The organism is Streptomyces sp. HNM0575 (assembly GCF_012726265.1).
In the GTDB taxonomy this organism is placed as follows: domain Bacteria; phylum Actinomycetota; class Actinomycetes; order Streptomycetales; family Streptomycetaceae; genus Streptomyces.
The window spans coordinates 185,748-200,936 of sequence record NZ_JAASAG010000007.1; the positions used below are offsets into that span (position 1 = coordinate 185,748).

General features: G+C 72.4%; 16 protein-coding genes. 11 read left to right on the plus strand and 5 right to left on the minus strand.

The features are described 5' to 3' along the window. Positions 1-75: 75 nt before the first annotated feature. A complete protein-coding gene (locus HCC61_RS18270; RefSeq protein ID WP_169136590.1) occupies positions 76-924 on the minus strand; it encodes an LON peptidase substrate-binding domain-containing protein in 849 nt (282 codons plus the stop codon). A 178-nt stretch (positions 925-1,102) separates the two neighbouring features. Further along, complete coding sequence (locus tag HCC61_RS18275; RefSeq protein ID WP_169136592.1) at positions 1,103-2,719, minus strand: oxidoreductase; 1,617 nt, start codon at positions 2,717-2,719, stop codon at positions 1,103-1,105. A 391-nt stretch (positions 2,720-3,110) separates the two neighbouring features. Here HCC61_RS18275 and hisD point away from each other — a divergent pair, with 391 nt between their 5' ends. The 11 genes from hisD to HCC61_RS18330 all read left to right on the plus strand — a co-directional run bounded on the left by hisD (position 3,111) and on the right by HCC61_RS18330 (position 10,828). Beyond that, positions 3,111-4,469: a histidinol dehydrogenase gene (gene hisD / locus HCC61_RS18280; protein ID WP_169136594.1), complete on the plus strand. Its 1,359-nt coding sequence runs from the start codon at positions 3,111-3,113 to the stop codon at positions 4,467-4,469. Then, on the plus strand, positions 4,466-5,572 hold the full coding sequence (locus tag HCC61_RS18285; RefSeq protein WP_169136596.1) for a histidinol-phosphate transaminase: 1,107 nt from the start codon (positions 4,466-4,468) through the stop codon (positions 5,570-5,572). The genes hisD and HCC61_RS18285 overlap by 4 nt, the downstream gene beginning before the upstream one ends. A gap of 2 nt (positions 5,573-5,574) precedes the next feature. Next, a complete protein-coding gene (hisB, locus tag HCC61_RS18290) occupies positions 5,575-6,165 on the plus strand; it encodes an imidazoleglycerol-phosphate dehydratase HisB (RefSeq protein WP_169136992.1) in 591 nt (196 codons plus the stop codon). Then, on the plus strand, positions 6,162-6,326 hold the full coding sequence (locus HCC61_RS30800) for a hypothetical protein (protein WP_169136598.1): 165 nt from the start codon (positions 6,162-6,164) through the stop codon (positions 6,324-6,326). The genes hisB and HCC61_RS30800 overlap by 4 nt, the downstream gene beginning before the upstream one ends. After that, entirely contained in the window at positions 6,323-6,985 is a 663-nt protein-coding gene (gene hisH, locus HCC61_RS18300; RefSeq protein WP_169136600.1) for an imidazole glycerol phosphate synthase subunit HisH, read from the plus strand. The genes HCC61_RS30800 and hisH overlap by 4 nt, the downstream gene beginning before the upstream one ends. Before the next feature lie 91 nt (positions 6,986-7,076). Next, positions 7,077-7,847, plus strand: coding sequence for a bifunctional 1-(5-phosphoribosyl)-5-((5-phosphoribosylamino)methylideneamino)imidazole-4-carboxamide isomerase/phosphoribosylanthranilate isomerase PriA (gene priA, locus HCC61_RS18305; RefSeq protein WP_346777268.1), 771 nt, complete (start codon positions 7,077-7,079; stop codon positions 7,845-7,847). After that, entirely contained in the window at positions 7,844-8,296 is a 453-nt protein-coding gene (locus HCC61_RS18310) for a RidA family protein (RefSeq protein ID WP_169136602.1), read from the plus strand. Before priA ends, HCC61_RS18310 begins: the two co-directional genes overlap by 4 nt. A 111-nt stretch (positions 8,297-8,407) precedes the next feature. Continuing rightward, positions 8,408-9,178, plus strand: coding sequence for an imidazole glycerol phosphate synthase subunit HisF (hisF, locus tag HCC61_RS18315; RefSeq protein ID WP_169136604.1), 771 nt, complete (start codon positions 8,408-8,410; stop codon positions 9,176-9,178). 411 nt (positions 9,179-9,589) lie between these two features. Beyond that, complete coding sequence (locus tag HCC61_RS31250; RefSeq protein WP_169136606.1) at positions 9,590-9,880, plus strand: SH3-like domain-containing protein; 291 nt, start codon at positions 9,590-9,592, stop codon at positions 9,878-9,880. Then, positions 9,873-10,241: an SH3-like domain-containing protein gene (locus HCC61_RS31255; RefSeq protein WP_169136608.1), complete on the plus strand. Its 369-nt coding sequence runs from the start codon at positions 9,873-9,875 to the stop codon at positions 10,239-10,241. Before HCC61_RS31250 ends, HCC61_RS31255 begins: the two co-directional genes overlap by 8 nt. After that, positions 10,238-10,828 carry a nitrile hydratase subunit alpha gene (locus tag HCC61_RS18330; protein ID WP_169136610.1) on the plus strand — a complete coding sequence of 197 codons (591 nt, stop codon included), beginning with the start codon at positions 10,238-10,240 and terminating at the stop codon, positions 10,826-10,828. The genes HCC61_RS31255 and HCC61_RS18330 overlap by 4 nt, the downstream gene beginning before the upstream one ends. A gap of 87 nt (positions 10,829-10,915) precedes the next feature. Here HCC61_RS18330 and HCC61_RS18335 read toward each other — a convergent pair whose 3' ends face one another. The 3 genes from HCC61_RS18335 to HCC61_RS18345 all read right to left on the minus strand — a co-directional run bounded on the left by HCC61_RS18335 (position 10,916) and on the right by HCC61_RS18345 (position 15,179). Next, the gene (locus tag HCC61_RS18335; RefSeq protein ID WP_346777269.1) at positions 10,916-12,247 is read right to left on the minus strand and encodes an extracellular solute-binding protein; all 1,332 of its coding nucleotides are present in this window, start codon (positions 12,245-12,247) and stop codon (positions 10,916-10,918) included. An 83-nt stretch (positions 12,248-12,330) separates the two neighbouring features. Beyond that, entirely contained in the window at positions 12,331-13,332 is a 1,002-nt protein-coding gene (locus HCC61_RS18340) for a hypothetical protein (RefSeq protein WP_169136614.1), read from the minus strand. Next, positions 13,329-15,179 carry a hypothetical protein gene (locus HCC61_RS18345; protein ID WP_169136616.1) on the minus strand — a complete coding sequence of 617 codons (1,851 nt, stop codon included), beginning with the start codon at positions 15,177-15,179 and terminating at the stop codon, positions 13,329-13,331. The genes HCC61_RS18340 and HCC61_RS18345 overlap by 4 nt, the downstream gene beginning before the upstream one ends. Positions 15,180-15,189: the final 10 nt, after the last annotated feature.

Sequence of the window (15,189 nt, forward strand, 5' to 3'; positions counted from 1 at the left end):
TCCGCCGTGCCGGCACGCAGCCGTGCCGCCGTACAGTCCGATGGTCCGGGCCGGGCCCCGGTTTCGGGTTACGGCTCAGTTCGGGCTGGTCGGGCTGCGGGTGAGGTCGGCGGCCGGCAGCGAGGGCAGCTTGCCGATCACGGCCGTCTCACGGCGCAGGATCTTCAGCTCGTCCGCGAGCCGCGTCGCGGTGTCCGGGGCCTGGAGCAGCCGCTGCTTCGTCGGGGTGTCGAGAATGGTCGCCGCCGCCACGAGGTACGAGACGACCGACGGATCGTCGGGCAACTCCTGCCCGGCGGCCAGGGTCCGCTCCCGCGCGCTCGCGAGCCGCTTCTGATAGCCACGGAACGCACGCAGCACACCCGAGGCCAGCGCACCCGCCCCGTCGCCCTCCTCCTCCGGCAACTCCTCGACCTCGCCCATGAGATACGGGCCGCTCGTGTCCACCGAGTGGAGCCGGAAGCGGGTGGTGCCGGTGGCCAGGACCTCATAGCCCGGGCCGTCACCGGCGGCCTCGTCCTCCTCCACCGACGCATCGTCGATGCCGGAGCCCGTGCCGCCCGAGGCACCGGAGGCGCCGGATCCGCCGGGTGCCGCTCCGCCCGCCGAGCCCGTGCGTTCGCGGATCGTCGAGGCGTCGGCGACGCAGCCCACGGAGTAGAAGGACGTCATCGGGTCGGGCCCGAAACCGGCCATCGGCTCGCTGCCCTGCGGCGGCGCGCTCTCCGGCAGGCCCGTAGAGGTCTGGGCGACCTCACGGCCGTCGCGGATGGCGACGACGCCGAAGCGGCGGGGCGTGTCCTCGGGGATCTTCAGCAGGTCCCGCATCAGCGCGCGGTATCGCTGCTCGAAGATGTTCAACGGCAGCACGAGACCAGGGAACAGCACCGAGTTGAGCGGGAAGAGCGGAAGCGCGGTTGTCACAACGAGTAAGCCTAAAGCCTTCGGGGCGTACTGGGTGCTCCGGATCGATCACGAGTGCAGCCGCATACGGACACGGGCCGGACACCGCGGAAACCTCGTGGCACTGCCGTGCGGCGTCCGCCGAACACCCTTGCCGCGCCCGCTGTGTTCACCTCGCACTCCACCGGTGCCTGACCGTTCACTGCCGGCGAAGCAGCCGCGTCGCGCCCGTCGCCACGGTCGTGGCGAGGATCCAGCCGAGGAGGATCAGCCCCGCCGCGACCCACTGCGGCGTGCCCTGGGGATCCCAAGCGTCGTCCTGCCCCAGCGTGATGACGGGCAGCAGCAGATCGAGGGCGTAAAGCGCCGGGTTCCAGTGCGGGGACTCGCCGTGCTTGAGCGGGTCCGGCGGATGCGCTCCGAAGTACATGGCGCTCGCTGCCCACAGCAGTGCCATCCACAGCGCGGCCTGCGCCGGGCGGTAGCCGTAGGCGACCGTCCAGTCCTGTAAGAAGCCCCAGACCTTGCCCACCAGCGGCAGCGTCTCGCGGCGGCGCCGCTGCTTGGCGAGCAGCACCGCGCGTGCGTTGGTGTCCTCGCCGCTGTTGCGGTACATGAGCGCCAACTGCTCGTACGGAAGCGGCGAATACTCCGGGGTCGCGGCGGCCAGCCAGCGCAGCCGCTCGCGCACGTTGAAGTGGCCCTCCTTCGGTATGGCCTGCTGGTAGGTGAAGCCCGCCATCCACAGCCGCTGGTCCCGCGGCCAGCTGCCGACCCGGTCCAGCAGCTTCTCGACGGAGGCGCCCGACAGCACGATCAGTCCCCGCTCGGGGGCGCGCGGCGTGAAGTTCAACTCCGGTGTCTGGATGCGGCGGAGGGAGAGTTCCTGGTCCCGCTTGAGTTCGAAGCGGGCGTTCTCGATGACGAGCGAGGAGCCGAACCGCCCGTCGTCCAGCACCACTCCGCCCGTGCACTCGAAGTGCTTCGTACGCCAGCGGCTGCCGCTCTCGGAGGCGAACGGCACGGGCGTGCCCGCCGCGGGGGTGGTGCTGCCATGGAGCTGCGAGGAGCGGCCACGGTTGGCGTCGGCGAAGCTCGCGACGTGCTCGACGGTCATCTGCGGGGCGTGCAGAGCATAGCGGCCCTTTGTGTTGCGCAGCACCGACCCGAACATGTGCAGCGAGCTGCCGACCGTGGCGCCCCGCAGGCTCACCTCCCCGTCGGTCATCAGCAGGCTCGCCTGGAGCTCCTGGGAGACGGTGATGCCGTCGGCGGCGATGGCGCGGATCCGGCGTCCGCTGCCGATGGTGGCCTCGTTGAGCATCAGGTCCGTGCCGATGGAGGCGTCGGTGAGCTTGATGCCCTCGGGTATCGAGCAGCGCGGCAGATGCAGATCGCCGTCGGTGTTCAGCCGGGGCGCCTCCAGGCGCGGTATGTAGCAGTCGACGAGGCGCGCGGTGTGCATCCGCGCCTCCGCCATCCGCACCTCCTTCTCGAAACGGCACTGCCGCAGCTCGAAGTACGGCTCGATGATGCCGCCCGACAGGTCCAGCACGTCGGTGATCCGGGCGCCGGATATGTGCAGCGACGCCACGCGCCCGAGCAGCGGCGGCGGTCCGTGCAGCAGCAACAGCGCGATGACACGGGCCCGTACGGTGCGGTCCGGGCCCCAGACCTGGTCGCCGTTGGGGTCGTCGAGCTCGGCTTCGCCGCTGCGCAGGTCGTACTCGCTGCCGTTGAGGAAGGCCTGCCACATGCCCCACTCGGCCCTCGTCAGCCAGGATGGCGGCTCTCTGGAGTCCACCGGCTCGCTCACTGCTCTGCTTCCCCCTCTGCTTCCGGTCCTTCGGTCCCGCCTGTGCCCGGTGCCGGCGGCGTTCCGTGCCGCCGCCGTCGGCTGCCGGCCCGCTGCCGTGCGCTGCCGTACGCCGCCGCCCGTCGCCGTGCCGCCGTTCCTGCTGTGCCTGTTCGCGTCGGCTGCCGCGCCGGTTGCCTGTGTTCGCCGCCGCCGGGCCGGTCCCGCCCGTCCTGGCGAACGTCCGCCGGGCCCGTGGCGGACAGGGCCCGTGCCGGCCCCTCCGGGCCCGTCCGCTTCTTTCCCACTGAGTGACTGTATGAACTCATGAGGCGACGATCGTCTCCCGGGGTGCGTATCACTCACTGATACGTGCGACCGGTGGCCGGACGCGGTCTGAGAGACTGGAGCCGTGATCTCCCGAATCGACCTGCGCGGTTCCGCCGTCTCCTCAGACGGCGGGATCGACCGTGATCTGCTGCCCCGCGCCGAGCTCGACGTCGAGGCCGCCCTGGAGACGGTGCGGCCGATCTGCGAGGACGTCCGGCATCGCGGCACGGCGGCGCTCATCGAGTACGCGCAGCGGTTCGACGGCGTGACGCTGGAGCAGATCCGCGTACCGCGCGAGGCACTTGACGAGGCGCTGGCCGCGCTGGACGCGGACGTACGGGCGGCGCTGGAGGAGTCCGTGCGCCGCGCCCGCATCGTCCACCGCGACCAGCGGCGCAGCGACTCGACGGTCACCGTCGTGCCCGGTGGCACGGTCACCGAGCGGTGGGTGCCCGTCGAGCGGGTCGGGCTGTACGTCCCGGGCGGCCGGGCCGTGTATCCGTCGTCGGTCGTGATGAACGTGGTGCCGGCGCAGGAGGCCGGTGTCGGCTCCCTCGCCGTGACCTCGCCGCCGCAGCCGGAGCACGGCGGACTGCCGCACCCGACGGTGCTCGCCGCGTGCGCGCTCCTCGGTGTGTACGAGGTGTATGCGGCGGGCGGCGCGCAGGCCGTCGCCATGTTCGCGTACGGCACCGGCGAGTGCCCGCCCGCGCAGCTGGTGACCGGCCCCGGGAACGTCTACGTCGCGGCGGCGAAGCGCCTGCTGAAGGGCCGCATCGGCATCGACTCCGAGGCCGGGCCCACCGAGATCGCCGTGCTCGCGGACGAGACGGCCGACCCGGTGCACGTCGCCGCGGACCTCGTCAGCCAGGCCGAGCACGACACCGTCGCCGCGGCGGTGCTCGTCACGCCGTCCCCGGCGCTGGCCGAGGCGGTCGAGCGTGAGCTGAAGGAGCAGGTCGCCGTGGCCCGGCACCGGGAGCGGATCAGCGAGGCGCTGGCGGGACGCCAGTCGGGCATCGTGCTGGTCGACTCGCTGGAGGACGGCCTCGCCGTCGTCGACGCCTACGCGGCGGAGCACCTGGAGATCCAGACCGCGGACGCCGCCGCGTGGGCGGCCCGCGTGCGCAACGCGGGCGCGGTCTTCGTAGGCCCGTACGCGCCCGTCTCGCTCGGCGACTACTGCGCCGGCTCCAACCACGTGCTGCCGACGGGCGGTTGCGCCTGCCACTCCTCCGGGCTGTCCGTGCAGTCCTTCCTCCGCGGCATCCACGTCGTCGACTACTCGCGCGAGGCGCTGGCCGAGGTCGCCCACCACGTCGTCACGCTCGCCGGGGCCGAGGACCTGCCCGCGCACGGTACGGCGGTCAAGGCGAGGTTCGGCGGCTCCGAGTCCGGCTCCGGGTCCGGGTCCGGTGGAGAGGTGCCGCAGAGCAAGTGACCGGCATCGAAGACCTCCCCGTCCGGGACGAGTTGCGAGGAAAGACCCCGTACGGCGCCCCGCAGCTCGACGTCCCCGTGCGCCTGAACACGAACGAGAACCCCTACCCGCTGCCCGAGGAGCTGGTGCGGCGCATCGCCGAGCGCGTCACCGACGCCGCCCGCACCCTTAACCGCTATCCGGACCGCGACGCCGTGGAGCTGCGCTCCGCCCTGGCCGCGTACCTCTCCCGTACGACGGGCTACGAGGTCTCCGGGGCCCAGGTCTGGGCGGCCAACGGCTCCAACGAGGTCATCCAGCAGCTGCTCCAGACCTTCGGCGGTCCCGGCCGCACGGCCGTCGGCTTCGAGCCGTCGTACTCGATGCACTCCCTCATCTCCCGCGGCACGGGCACCGGTTGGCTGTCCGGGCCGCGCCGCGAGGACTTCACGATCGACACCGAGGCCGCGGTGCGTGCCATAGCCGAGCACCGGCCCGAGATCGTCTTCGTCTGCTCGCCGAACAACCCCACGGGCACCGCCGTCGAACGCGACACGGTCCTGGCGCTGTACGAGGCGGCACAGGCCGCGGGCCCGTCGATGGTGATCGTCGACGAGGCGTACGGCGAGTTCTCGCACCGCCCCTCGCTGCTGCCGCTGATCGAGGGCCGCCCGAACCTCGTGGTCAGCCGTACGATGTCGAAGGCGTTCGGGGCGGCCGGGCTGCGCCTCGGCTATCTCGCCGCCGACCCCGCGGTCGTCGACGCGGTGCAGCTGGTGCGGCTGCCGTACCACCTCTCGGCGGTCACGCAGGCCACCGCGCTGGCCGCGCTGGAGCACACCGACACGCTGCTCGGCTATGTCGAGCGGCTAAAGGAAGAGCGTGACCGGCTGGTGCGGGAGCTGAGCGCCCTCGGGCTCGAAGTCACCGAATCCGACGCGAACTTCGTCCAGTTCGGGCGGTTCGACGACGCTCAGGCCACCTGGCGGGCCCTGCTGGAGCACGGCGTCCTCGTGCGGGACAACGGAGTGCCGGGACGGCTGCGGGTGAGCGCGGGCACGCCCGAAGAGAACGACGCGTTCCTCGACGCGGTACGTGCAGTGACAAAGGAGACCCCTCGATGACTCTGGCTCGTGTGGGCCGCGCGGAGCGCACCACCAAGGAGACCTCGGTCCTCGTCGAGATCAATCTCGACGGGACCGGCAAGGCCGACGTCTCCACCGGCGTCGGCTTCTACGACCACATGCTCGACCAGCTCGGCCGGCACGGCCTCTTCGACCTGTCGGTCAAGACGGAGGGCGATCTGCACATCGACAGCCACCACACCATCGAGGACACCTCGCTGGCGCTGGGTGCCGCGTTCAAGCAGGCCCTCGGCGACAAGAGCGGCATCGTGCGCTTCGCCAACGCGTCCGTGCCGCTCGATGAGTCGCTGGCCCAGGTGACCGTCGACCTGTCGGGCCGTCCGTACCTCGTGCACAGCGAGCCCGAGGGCATGGCGCCGATGATCGGCGAGTACGACACGACGATGACGCGGCACATCCTGGAGTCCTTCGTGGCGCAGGCGCAGGTCGCGCTGCACGTCCACGTGCCGTACGGGCGCAACGCGCACCACATCGTGGAGTGCCAGTTCAAGGCCCTCGCCCGCGCGCTGCGTCAGGCCAGCGAGATCGACCCGCGGCAGAGCGGAATCCCCTCGACGAAGGGCGCGCTGTGACGGGCCTGTCGGCGCTGCTGATCTTCGTCGGGCTCTTCCTGCTCGGCGGGGCGTTCTCCTTCTGGAAGCAGAAGCTGCCGAAGAGCGTCGTCGCCGTGCTCGGCGCGGCCGCGGCGCTGGCGCTGCTCGCCGGGGTGCTGCGGCTGGAGGTGTGGACGTGAGCGCGCCGGGCGCGGAGCGGAAGAAGACCGTGGTCTTCGACTACGGCTTCGGCAACGTGCGTTCGGCCGAGCGCGCCCTCGTACGGGCGGGCGCGGACGTGGAGATCACCCGCGACTACGAGACCGCCATGACCGCCGACGGGCTGATGGTGCCGGGCGTCGGCGCCTTCGCCGCGTGCATGGAGGGCCTGCTGGCCGCGCGCGGCGACTGGGTCGTCGAGCGGCGGCTCGCGGGCGGCCGCCCGGTGCTGGGCGTCTGCGTGGGCATGCAGATCCTCTTCTCACGCGGCATCGAGCACGGTGTCGAGGCCGAGGGCCTGGACGAATGGCCGGGCACGGTGGGGCCGTTGAAGGCGGACGCCGACCACGCCGTACCGCACATGGGGTGGAACACGGTGACGCCCGCGGAGGATTCGCGCCTCTTCGAAGGGCTGTCCGCGGACGACCGCTACTACTTCGTCCACTCCTACGCCGTCCACGACTGGGAACTGACGGTCACGAACCCGGCGATGGCTCCGCCGAAGGTCAGCTGGGCGGAGCACGGCGCGCCCTTCGTGGCCGCCGTCGAGAACGGGCCGCTGTGGGCGACCCAGTTCCACCCCGAGAAGTCCGGCGACGCCGGTGCCCGGCTGCTGTCCAACTGGGTCGCGTCGCTGTGAACCCGCGTACGTACGCAACCGAGACCGGAGCCCGACGCCCGAACACCGCCTGAACGCCCGTCACACCGCACGACACAAGCCGGGAGAGTCCGTGTCCACGCCTTCAACCACCCCGTCCGGCGCCGCCGGCCCGTCCGCGCACACGCTGGAGCTGCTTCCCGCCGTGGACGTGCGCGACGGACAGGCCGTACGCCTCGTGCACGGCGAGTCCGGATCGGAGACCGCATACGGAGACCCCCTGGAGGCGGCTCTCAACTGGCAGCGCTCCGGCGCCCGTTGGCTGCACCTGGTGGACCTCGACGCCGCCTTCGGCACGGGCGACAACCGCGACCGCATCGCCCGGGTCGCCGGCGCGATGGACATCGACGTCGAGCTGTCGGGCGGCATCCGCGACGACGAGAGCCTCGCCGCCGCCCTCGCCACGGGCTGCCGCCGCGTCAATCTGGGCACCGCTGCGCTGGAGACCCCCGAGTGGGTCGCCAAGGTCATCGCCGAGCACGGCGACCGGATCGCGGTGGGCCTGGACGTACGGGGCACGACGCTGCGCGGACGCGGCTGGACGCGGGACGGCGGCGACCTCTACGAGACGCTCGCCCGGCTCGACTCCGAGGGCTGCGCACGCTACGTCGTGACCGACATCAACAAGGACGGCACCCTCAAGGGCCCCAACCTCGAACTGCTGCGCAACGTCTGCTCCGTCACGGACCGCCCCGTCGTAGCGTCCGGCGGGGTCTCCTCCCTCGACGATCTGCGGGCGATCGCCACCCTCGTACCCGAAGGCGTCGAGGGCGCGATCGTGGGGAAGGCCCTCTACGCCGAGGCGTTCACACTTGAAGAGGCTCTGGAGGCCGTGTCGTCATGACCCCGTCCGAACGGCGTGACCCCGAAGTGGAGCGAGAGCGCGAAGTGGAGCGGGACCGCGAAGTGGAGCGGGACCGCTCCGGAAGCGGCTGGGAAGAGGCGATCGGCTTCGCGCGGGCCGTCGCGGCGGGCGACCGGGTGCTGGTGTCGGGGACGATGCCGCTCGCGGACGGCAAGCTGCTGGGTGAGGGCTCCCCGTACGAGCAGACCAGGGCGGCCTTCCGCAAGGCGCTGGAGGCGCTCGAACCCTTCGGCCTCGGCGCGGAGTCCGTGATCCGTACGCGGATGTACCTCACGCACGCGCGGGACGTCGACGACGTCGGGCGCGCGCACCGCGAGATCTTCGGCGACGTCGCTCCGGCGTCCACCGTCGTGGTCGTCTCCGGCTTCGTCGACTCCAGGGTCCTGGTGGAGGTCGAGCTGGAGGCCTTCCGCGGGAGCCGCTCGTAACACCGCGCCGGCCGTAACACCGCGCCGCCCGTAACACCGCGCCGGCCGAGGGAGCCGCCGGTTCCGCTCCCCTCCCGCCGTCGCACCGCCTCAGCAAGGAGTCAGCACAGCATGTCCGTGGCCGTACGAGTCATTCCCTGCCTGGACGTGGACGCCGGACGCGTCGTCAAGGGCGTCAACTTCAAGAACCTGCGGGACGCGGGCGACCCGGTCGAGATGGCGAAGATCTACGACGAGGAGGGCGCCGACGAGCTGACCTTCCTCGACATCACCGCCTCCTCCTCCGACCGGGAGACGACGTACGACGTGGTGCGGCGCACCGCTGAGCAGGTCTTCATCCCGCTGACGGTCGGCGGCGGCGTACGCAGCGGCGACGACGTCGACAGGCTGCTGCGCGCGGGCGCGGACAAGGTCGGCGTGAACACCGCGGCCATCGCACGGCCCGAGCTGATCCGGGAGATCGCCGAACGGTTCGGCAGCCAGGTGCTGGTGCTGTCGGTGGACGCGAGGCGCTGCGGCGAAGAGACCGCCACCGCCTCCGGGTTCGAGGTCACCACGCACGGCGGACGGCGCGGCACGGGCATCGACGCCGTCGAATGGGCGCAGCGGGCAGCGGAGTTGGGCGCCGGGGAGATCCTGCTGAACTCGATGGACGCGGACGGGACGAAGGACGGCTACGACACGGAGATGATCGAAGCCGTGGGCAGGCACGTGTCCGTACCCGTGATCGCGTCCGGCGGGGCGGGCCGCCTTGAGCACTTCCCGGCGGCGGTCGTCGCGGGCGCCGACGCGGTGCTGGCCGCGTCCGTCTTCCACTTCGGCGATCTGCGCATCGGCCAGGTCAAGGACGCGCTGCGTGAGGCGGGTGCGCCCGTGCGTTGAGGGCGCGGGCGTGGAGGGCGCGTCCGCCGAGGCCGCGGGCGGAGCCGCCGAAGTCACGGGCGGGACCCGTGAGTTCGGACGGGGCTCGTGACCTCGGGCTGGACCCGTGAGAGCGCGGACGCCCGCCCGTGCTGCCGTCCACGGACGCGGCGGGAGGGCCGCCGGGTCACCCGGCGCGGCGCCCCAGTGCGGACCAGCGGCGGCGATGCGCGGCAGGCCCGGCCGCGGGTCGTTCCGTCTCCGGCGGCGCCGCAGCGGCGGACGGCGCTCCGGAAGCCGCCGGTGTACCGCTGCCCATGGCCGTACCGGTGCCCGTACCGGTCCGTCGTGCTGTGGCGGCCGGCAGGCCGACGTACCGGCGGAGCGGCGCGTGCGTTCCCGTGGGCGGCTTGCGCGCTTAGGGTGCCGCGTATGAGCAGGGTGAACGACGTAGGCGGGCAGACGGGCTTCGGCGCCGTCGTGCCCGAGGAGAACGAACCGGTCTTCCACGCCGACTGGGAGGCTCGGGTCTATGCGCTCAACATCGCCCTGGTGCGGCGGGGCGCCTACACGCTCGACGAGTTCCGCGACGCCATCGAACGCATGCCTCCGCAGGCGTACTTGGCCGCCTCGTACTACGAGCGCTGGCTCCACGCGATCGAGGAGCTCACGGCGCGGCCGTACGGCGGCGGGGAACGCGGCAAGGGCGGCGGCGGTGAGTGAGGGCGCAGCCCCGGTGCGCTTCGCGCCCGGCGACCGGGTACGCACCCGCGCCGCCGACCCCGACGGGCATACGCGCCTGCCGCGGTACGCACGCGGACGCACGGGAAGGATCGTCGCCCTCACCGGGTCCTGGCCGCTCGCCGACGAAGTGGTCCGCCGGCGCGCCGAACCGGGCGCCGGACCGGGTGTCGGGCCGGGTGCCGGGCCGCCCGAAGAACCCGTCTACGTCGTGGCGTTCGACGCCCGCGAGCTGTGGGGCGAGGGCGCGCACGAGGTGACGCTGGAGCTGTGGCAGTCGTATCTGGAGCCGTACGGGCGGGACACGCAGAGCCAAGGGCAGGACGGAGAGGCCGCATCATGAGCGGAACGCACACCGGCAACCCGGTCGCGGCGCGGGTGCGCCGCCTGGAGGAGCGCCTCGTCGCGGACGGGCGCGTGACCGACGGCGAGCTGGACGCCGTGCTCGCCGCGGTCCTGGACGGCGCTTCGCCGCTCAACGGGGCACGGGTCGTGGCCCGCGCGTGGAGCGACGCCGGCTTCCGCGAGCGGCTGCTGGCCGACGCCAACGCCGCCCTGCCCGAGGTCGGTCTCTCCATGGCCGGCGGGTTGCAGGAGCAGCGGCTGATGGTCGTCGCCAACACCCCGGAGCGGCACAACGTGCTCGTGTGCACGCTGTGTTCGTGCTATCCGGTGGCGCTGCTCGGTCCCTCGCCGTCGTGGTACAAGAGCGAGGCCTATCGTTCGCGCGTTGTACGTGAACCTCGCGCGGTGCTCGCCGAGTTCGGCCTCGACATCCCGGACGGGCAGGAGATCACCGTCTGGGACTCCAGCGCGGAGAGCCGTTACATGGTGCTGCCCCGGCGGCCCCCGGGCACCGAGGAGCTGACCGAGGACCAGCTGGCTCAGCTGGTGACCCGGGAAGGACTCATCGGCACGGCCGCCCTCTGAGCTCCTGCCCTCTGAACTCCTGCTCTCCGAACTCCCGTACGCACATGGGCGGTTCGCCGGGGGACGGGGGCGGGCCGGGCCCGCATGTCAGCCGCAGACGTCCGTCATCCACTTCTCGCCGTCTCCGAGCCCCAGCTTCTCCCGCTCGACGTCCTGCACCCGCTGGATGTCCTCCAGCAGGTCGTGCGGATCGCGGGCCGGGCGCGTGAGGAAACGCAGCGCCGTCTCGTAGAAGGCGTCCCGCACGGCGGGAGGCATGGTGTCCGAGGCGTCCAGGCAGCGCACCGAGTCCTGGTCGGTGAGGCGGGCCGAGATGCTCCGGGACACGGCGTCCTCGTAACTGCGGTCGTCGACACCGGAGTTGGCGGAGAAGGAGTGGACGGGCGGCTCGTTGGTCCTGACCCAGCGCTGCTGGACCGCGGCCGAGGCGAGGTACGCCATCAGCTTCCTGGAGGCGGGCGTGCTGGTGAACATCGCCGCGAAGTCCGCGCTCACCTCGTGCCGTTGCTGCTGGCCCTTCCCGTAGGGCCCGCCGGGCAGCAGCCCGGACGACCGGACGAAGCGGGCGTCGGCGGCGTGCTTCCTGCCGTAGAAGGTGCGGGCGAAGGAGCCCTGGTGCTCCAGCGAGCACTCCGGTGCGCGCTTTTCGCCCCGCGCGCCCAGCGGCTTCTTGCCGCCGCCGAACAGCAGCCCCGACGAGCCGGGTTCGCCGCGGTGGTCGTTGGACAGGGCGCGCTCGGCGGCCGGGTACCTGTCCTTCGGGCCGCGCTCCCGGGTGAGCATCGCGCCCCAGGTGCGCCACGCGTCGGCGACGGGCCTGCTCGTCCAGGACTGGACGCCGCCCGCCCACTTCTCGTATGTCTCCGTTCCGTGGCCCTGCTGGAGCAGGATGTCCTCGATCCAGTCGGTGCCGGGCCATCCCGAGGCGCCGTCGTCGCCCATGCCGATGCACCAGTCCTCCGCCGGGGGCGTGCCGCCGCGCGGCGGCTCATCCTCGCGGTACCAGACGATGCTCTTCAGATCCGCCTTCACCGGGACCATGTAGTTCTGCCGTGTGCGGCTGACGCGGGGCTGCCACGGCTCGCCGTACTGCGACGGCTCGTACAGGCCGTCCAGCGGCTGGAGTTCGCCCTCCCGTACGTAGTCGGCGAGCTCGCCGGGGCTCGCCATCACCGCGATGTCCGGCGGGCTGCCCGACTTCACCTGCGACAGGAGGACCTCGCGCTGCGCCGCGGTGCCCTGGTAGACGTAGTCGACGCCCGACTTGTCGAGCAGCGCGCGGAAGGCGTCCTCCTGTCCGGCGGTCCACGTGCCCAGCACGGTGACGGGACGGTCCTCGGCCTCGGTCCCGGTGCCGCCGCCCGAGCACGCGGCGGCGGTCAGCGCCAGCAGGACCAGGGCGACCGCGGGCCGCGTCACGCGCGGGCGCCGTGCCGCGACGCCGCGACTGCCCGCGGTGCGGCGGCTCGCGGTCCGGCGGGCGGCTGCGGCTGTAAGGCGGATCACGGTGCGGCCCTCTCGTAGTCTGCGTACACCCGCCAGCCCAGGCCCACCAGGGGAAGCGTCACGAGCACGCCGCATCCGCCCGCGATCCACGGAAGGCGTCCCGCGGCGGGATCGGTCGTCTCCATCGAGGCGCGCACCGACTTGCCTGCGGCGGTGAGATCCGGCTGGGACGCCCTGTCCTTCATGGCGGTCAACTCACCGCGCGCACGGTCGAGTTGATGCTGCGTGCCGACCGTCCACCAGAGCGGCAGCACGGCCAGCAGCACGGTCAGCACGAAGCCCGCCAGCAGCCAGCCGTTGAACACGCGCCCGCAGCGGCGACGCAGGGTCAGCCACGCGGAGACCAGCACCGTCGCGAGGAGCAGCAGGCTGACCTCGGTCAGCACCCAGCCGGCGGTCTGTGTGGCGCCGAAGGAGGTGCGTGCCCGCATCGTCGCGATCTGCTTGTCCTGGAGCCGGCCGAGGCGGGGGAGGATGCCTACCGGCGGGCGCCCGAGGATCGAGTCGGCCTCGTCGAGCTTCTGGTTCCGCATCAGGCGGTCGTCGGCGTATCTGCCGGTCGCCTGGCCCACCGAGTCGTCGTAGACGGTGAGCAGCCCGTTGACCGCCTCCAGCGTGCCCCGCCCCTCGTCGCCCTCCAACTGCCGTTCCGCGACCCGCGACAGGCTCTGATCGGCGGCGGAGAGCTGTGTGCGGTACTCCTCGCCCGCTCCGGCCACGTCGGTCAGTCTTCTCCGCACGCTCGCCTCCGCGGCACCCTGCGCCTCCTTCAGCGCTGCCCGTGCCGCCGCTATCTCCTGGATGGCGGGCGCCATGTCGTCGCGGACCCGGTCCGGGGTGCGGTGCACCTCGTGGTACGACACGAGCAGCGCGCACGTGCTGACGGCGCAGAGCACCAGCAGAACGGACAGATGTGTCAGCAGCAGCCGCTGGGTCGGCTCCTCCCGTAGACGGCGCCGTACGTGCAGCGCCCGCAGTGTCCGCCGTAGGAAGCTCACAGGGCCGCTCCGCACCTGATGCAGTAACTGGACTGCGGCGTACGGGACTTCGAACCGCACTCGCAGGTGACCACGCTCGTGCCGGTCATGCCGGAGGGGGTCCTGTCGTGGCGGGTCGTGCCGGGGCGGCCGGTGCCTTCGGACCGTTCGCGATCCGTACGGCCCGCCACGTCCGACGAGGACGGTCCGTCCGGGTCCCGGTCCCGGTCCCGGTCCGGGTCCGGGCCCGCCGCGGCGCCCGCCTCCGTGGCCGGGTCCGGGTCCCCGGCGTCCTGCCGCTTGAGGAGCGCGCTGGTGTGTCCGCGCAGCTCGGCCTGGTTCAGGGAAAGCCGGTCCACGCCCGGCCGCACCTTCAACTTCCCTTTCGCCGCGTCGAATACGTCGGCGAGGCTGCGCACGTCGTTCATGAACTCGCTGTCGCCGAGTTCGTGCGCGAGCCGCGTGGCGGCGCCGAGATGGGCCTCCGCCGCCAGGACGTCCCCTCTGCCGAGCGCCTTGCAGCCCTCAGTGAACTCATAGACGAGCTTGGTCCGTTGGCCGATGGCCGAGACCGGGCCTCCGGCCCAGGGCTGTGTGACGACCCCGGCGGCGCTGCCCCGTACGGCGGACCACCGCACGAGCAGCGGCGCGTGTGCGGAACCCAGCGTCACCGCGGCCAGTTGCAGGTCCTCCTTCAGCGGATCGCCCGACGGCCCGGCCTCCAGGGTCAGTTCGTAGGTACGCGGCTCGCCGGCGCGCCACATCCGGGTCGTGAAGGCGCGCCTCACGGGCCCCGACTGCTGCTGTTCCGCAGGCCGTTCCGGACGGACGGCCGCCTCCGTCAGGGGTCTGGGCCGCGGGCTGACCTGACGGATGTGCGTGAGCTCCACGCCCGCGCGCAGGGCCACTTCGAGCGTCGCCACCGGCATCCTCGTGCGCAGCAGCCGGTCCACCGTCTTCGTCAGCAGCGCCGCGGCCTCCGCGCCGTTGCGCACGTATTCGACGTCGCCGTGCAGCCGTTCGGTGATCCCGGCCAGTACCTCGGGACGCCAGCCGTCGCCGACGCCGAGCATCCCGCACGTGAACAGGCCTTCGCAGGCGTCGAGTTCGGCCTCCAGCTCTGGTGTGCGGGCCGACCTGCCGTCCGTGACGATCAGCAGGTGCCGCAGCCGCACACCGGGCGCGTCCTGGGCGAACATGGTCCGCGCCTGGGCCAGCCAGTCAGCGCACGCGGGGCCCTCGCGCCCGCCCAGACCCATCAGCCGGGCGTTGAGATGCATCCACTGGGCGGTGGCCTGAGCACGACGGCGCTGCCACAAGTCGGCGGTCTCCCACTCCGGTTCACGCGGGCTGCCGTCGGCGCCGGTGCGCTCTTCGAGCAGTGCGAAGCGCACACCGTCGGGCAGTGCGTCGATGGCCGCGGTCAGCGCCTCGCGAGTGGCTTCGAGACGCTCCGGGGCGAAGTCGACGGCGATGAGGAGCCCGAGACTGCCGGGCGGCAGGCGCCCGTCGTCGCTGCCACCGTCGCCGCCGCCGTCCTCGCCGCTGCCGCGCTCGCCTCCCTCGTCCGAGCCGCCCCTGTCGCCGTCCGCGGTCGTGCCCGCGGCACCCCGTGGTTCGACGGAGTGGGCGTGGACGATCGTCTTGATCTCCTGGCGGCCGCCCACCGCGTGCCGCCGCTGCCGCTGCGGATAGAGGCGGAAGTCCAGCGCGCGCTCCGCGGGGACCTCCGTGCCCTCGGCGTCTTCCGTGCCGTGCGCGCCCTCGGCGTCGTCCGTGCCGTCCGAGTCCTCTGTGCCTTCGGTGCCCGTGTGGCGGGCGCTGATCACCGTGATCATCCCCTCGCGGTGGTTCGTCTTCGTCGTCACAGGAGTCCGC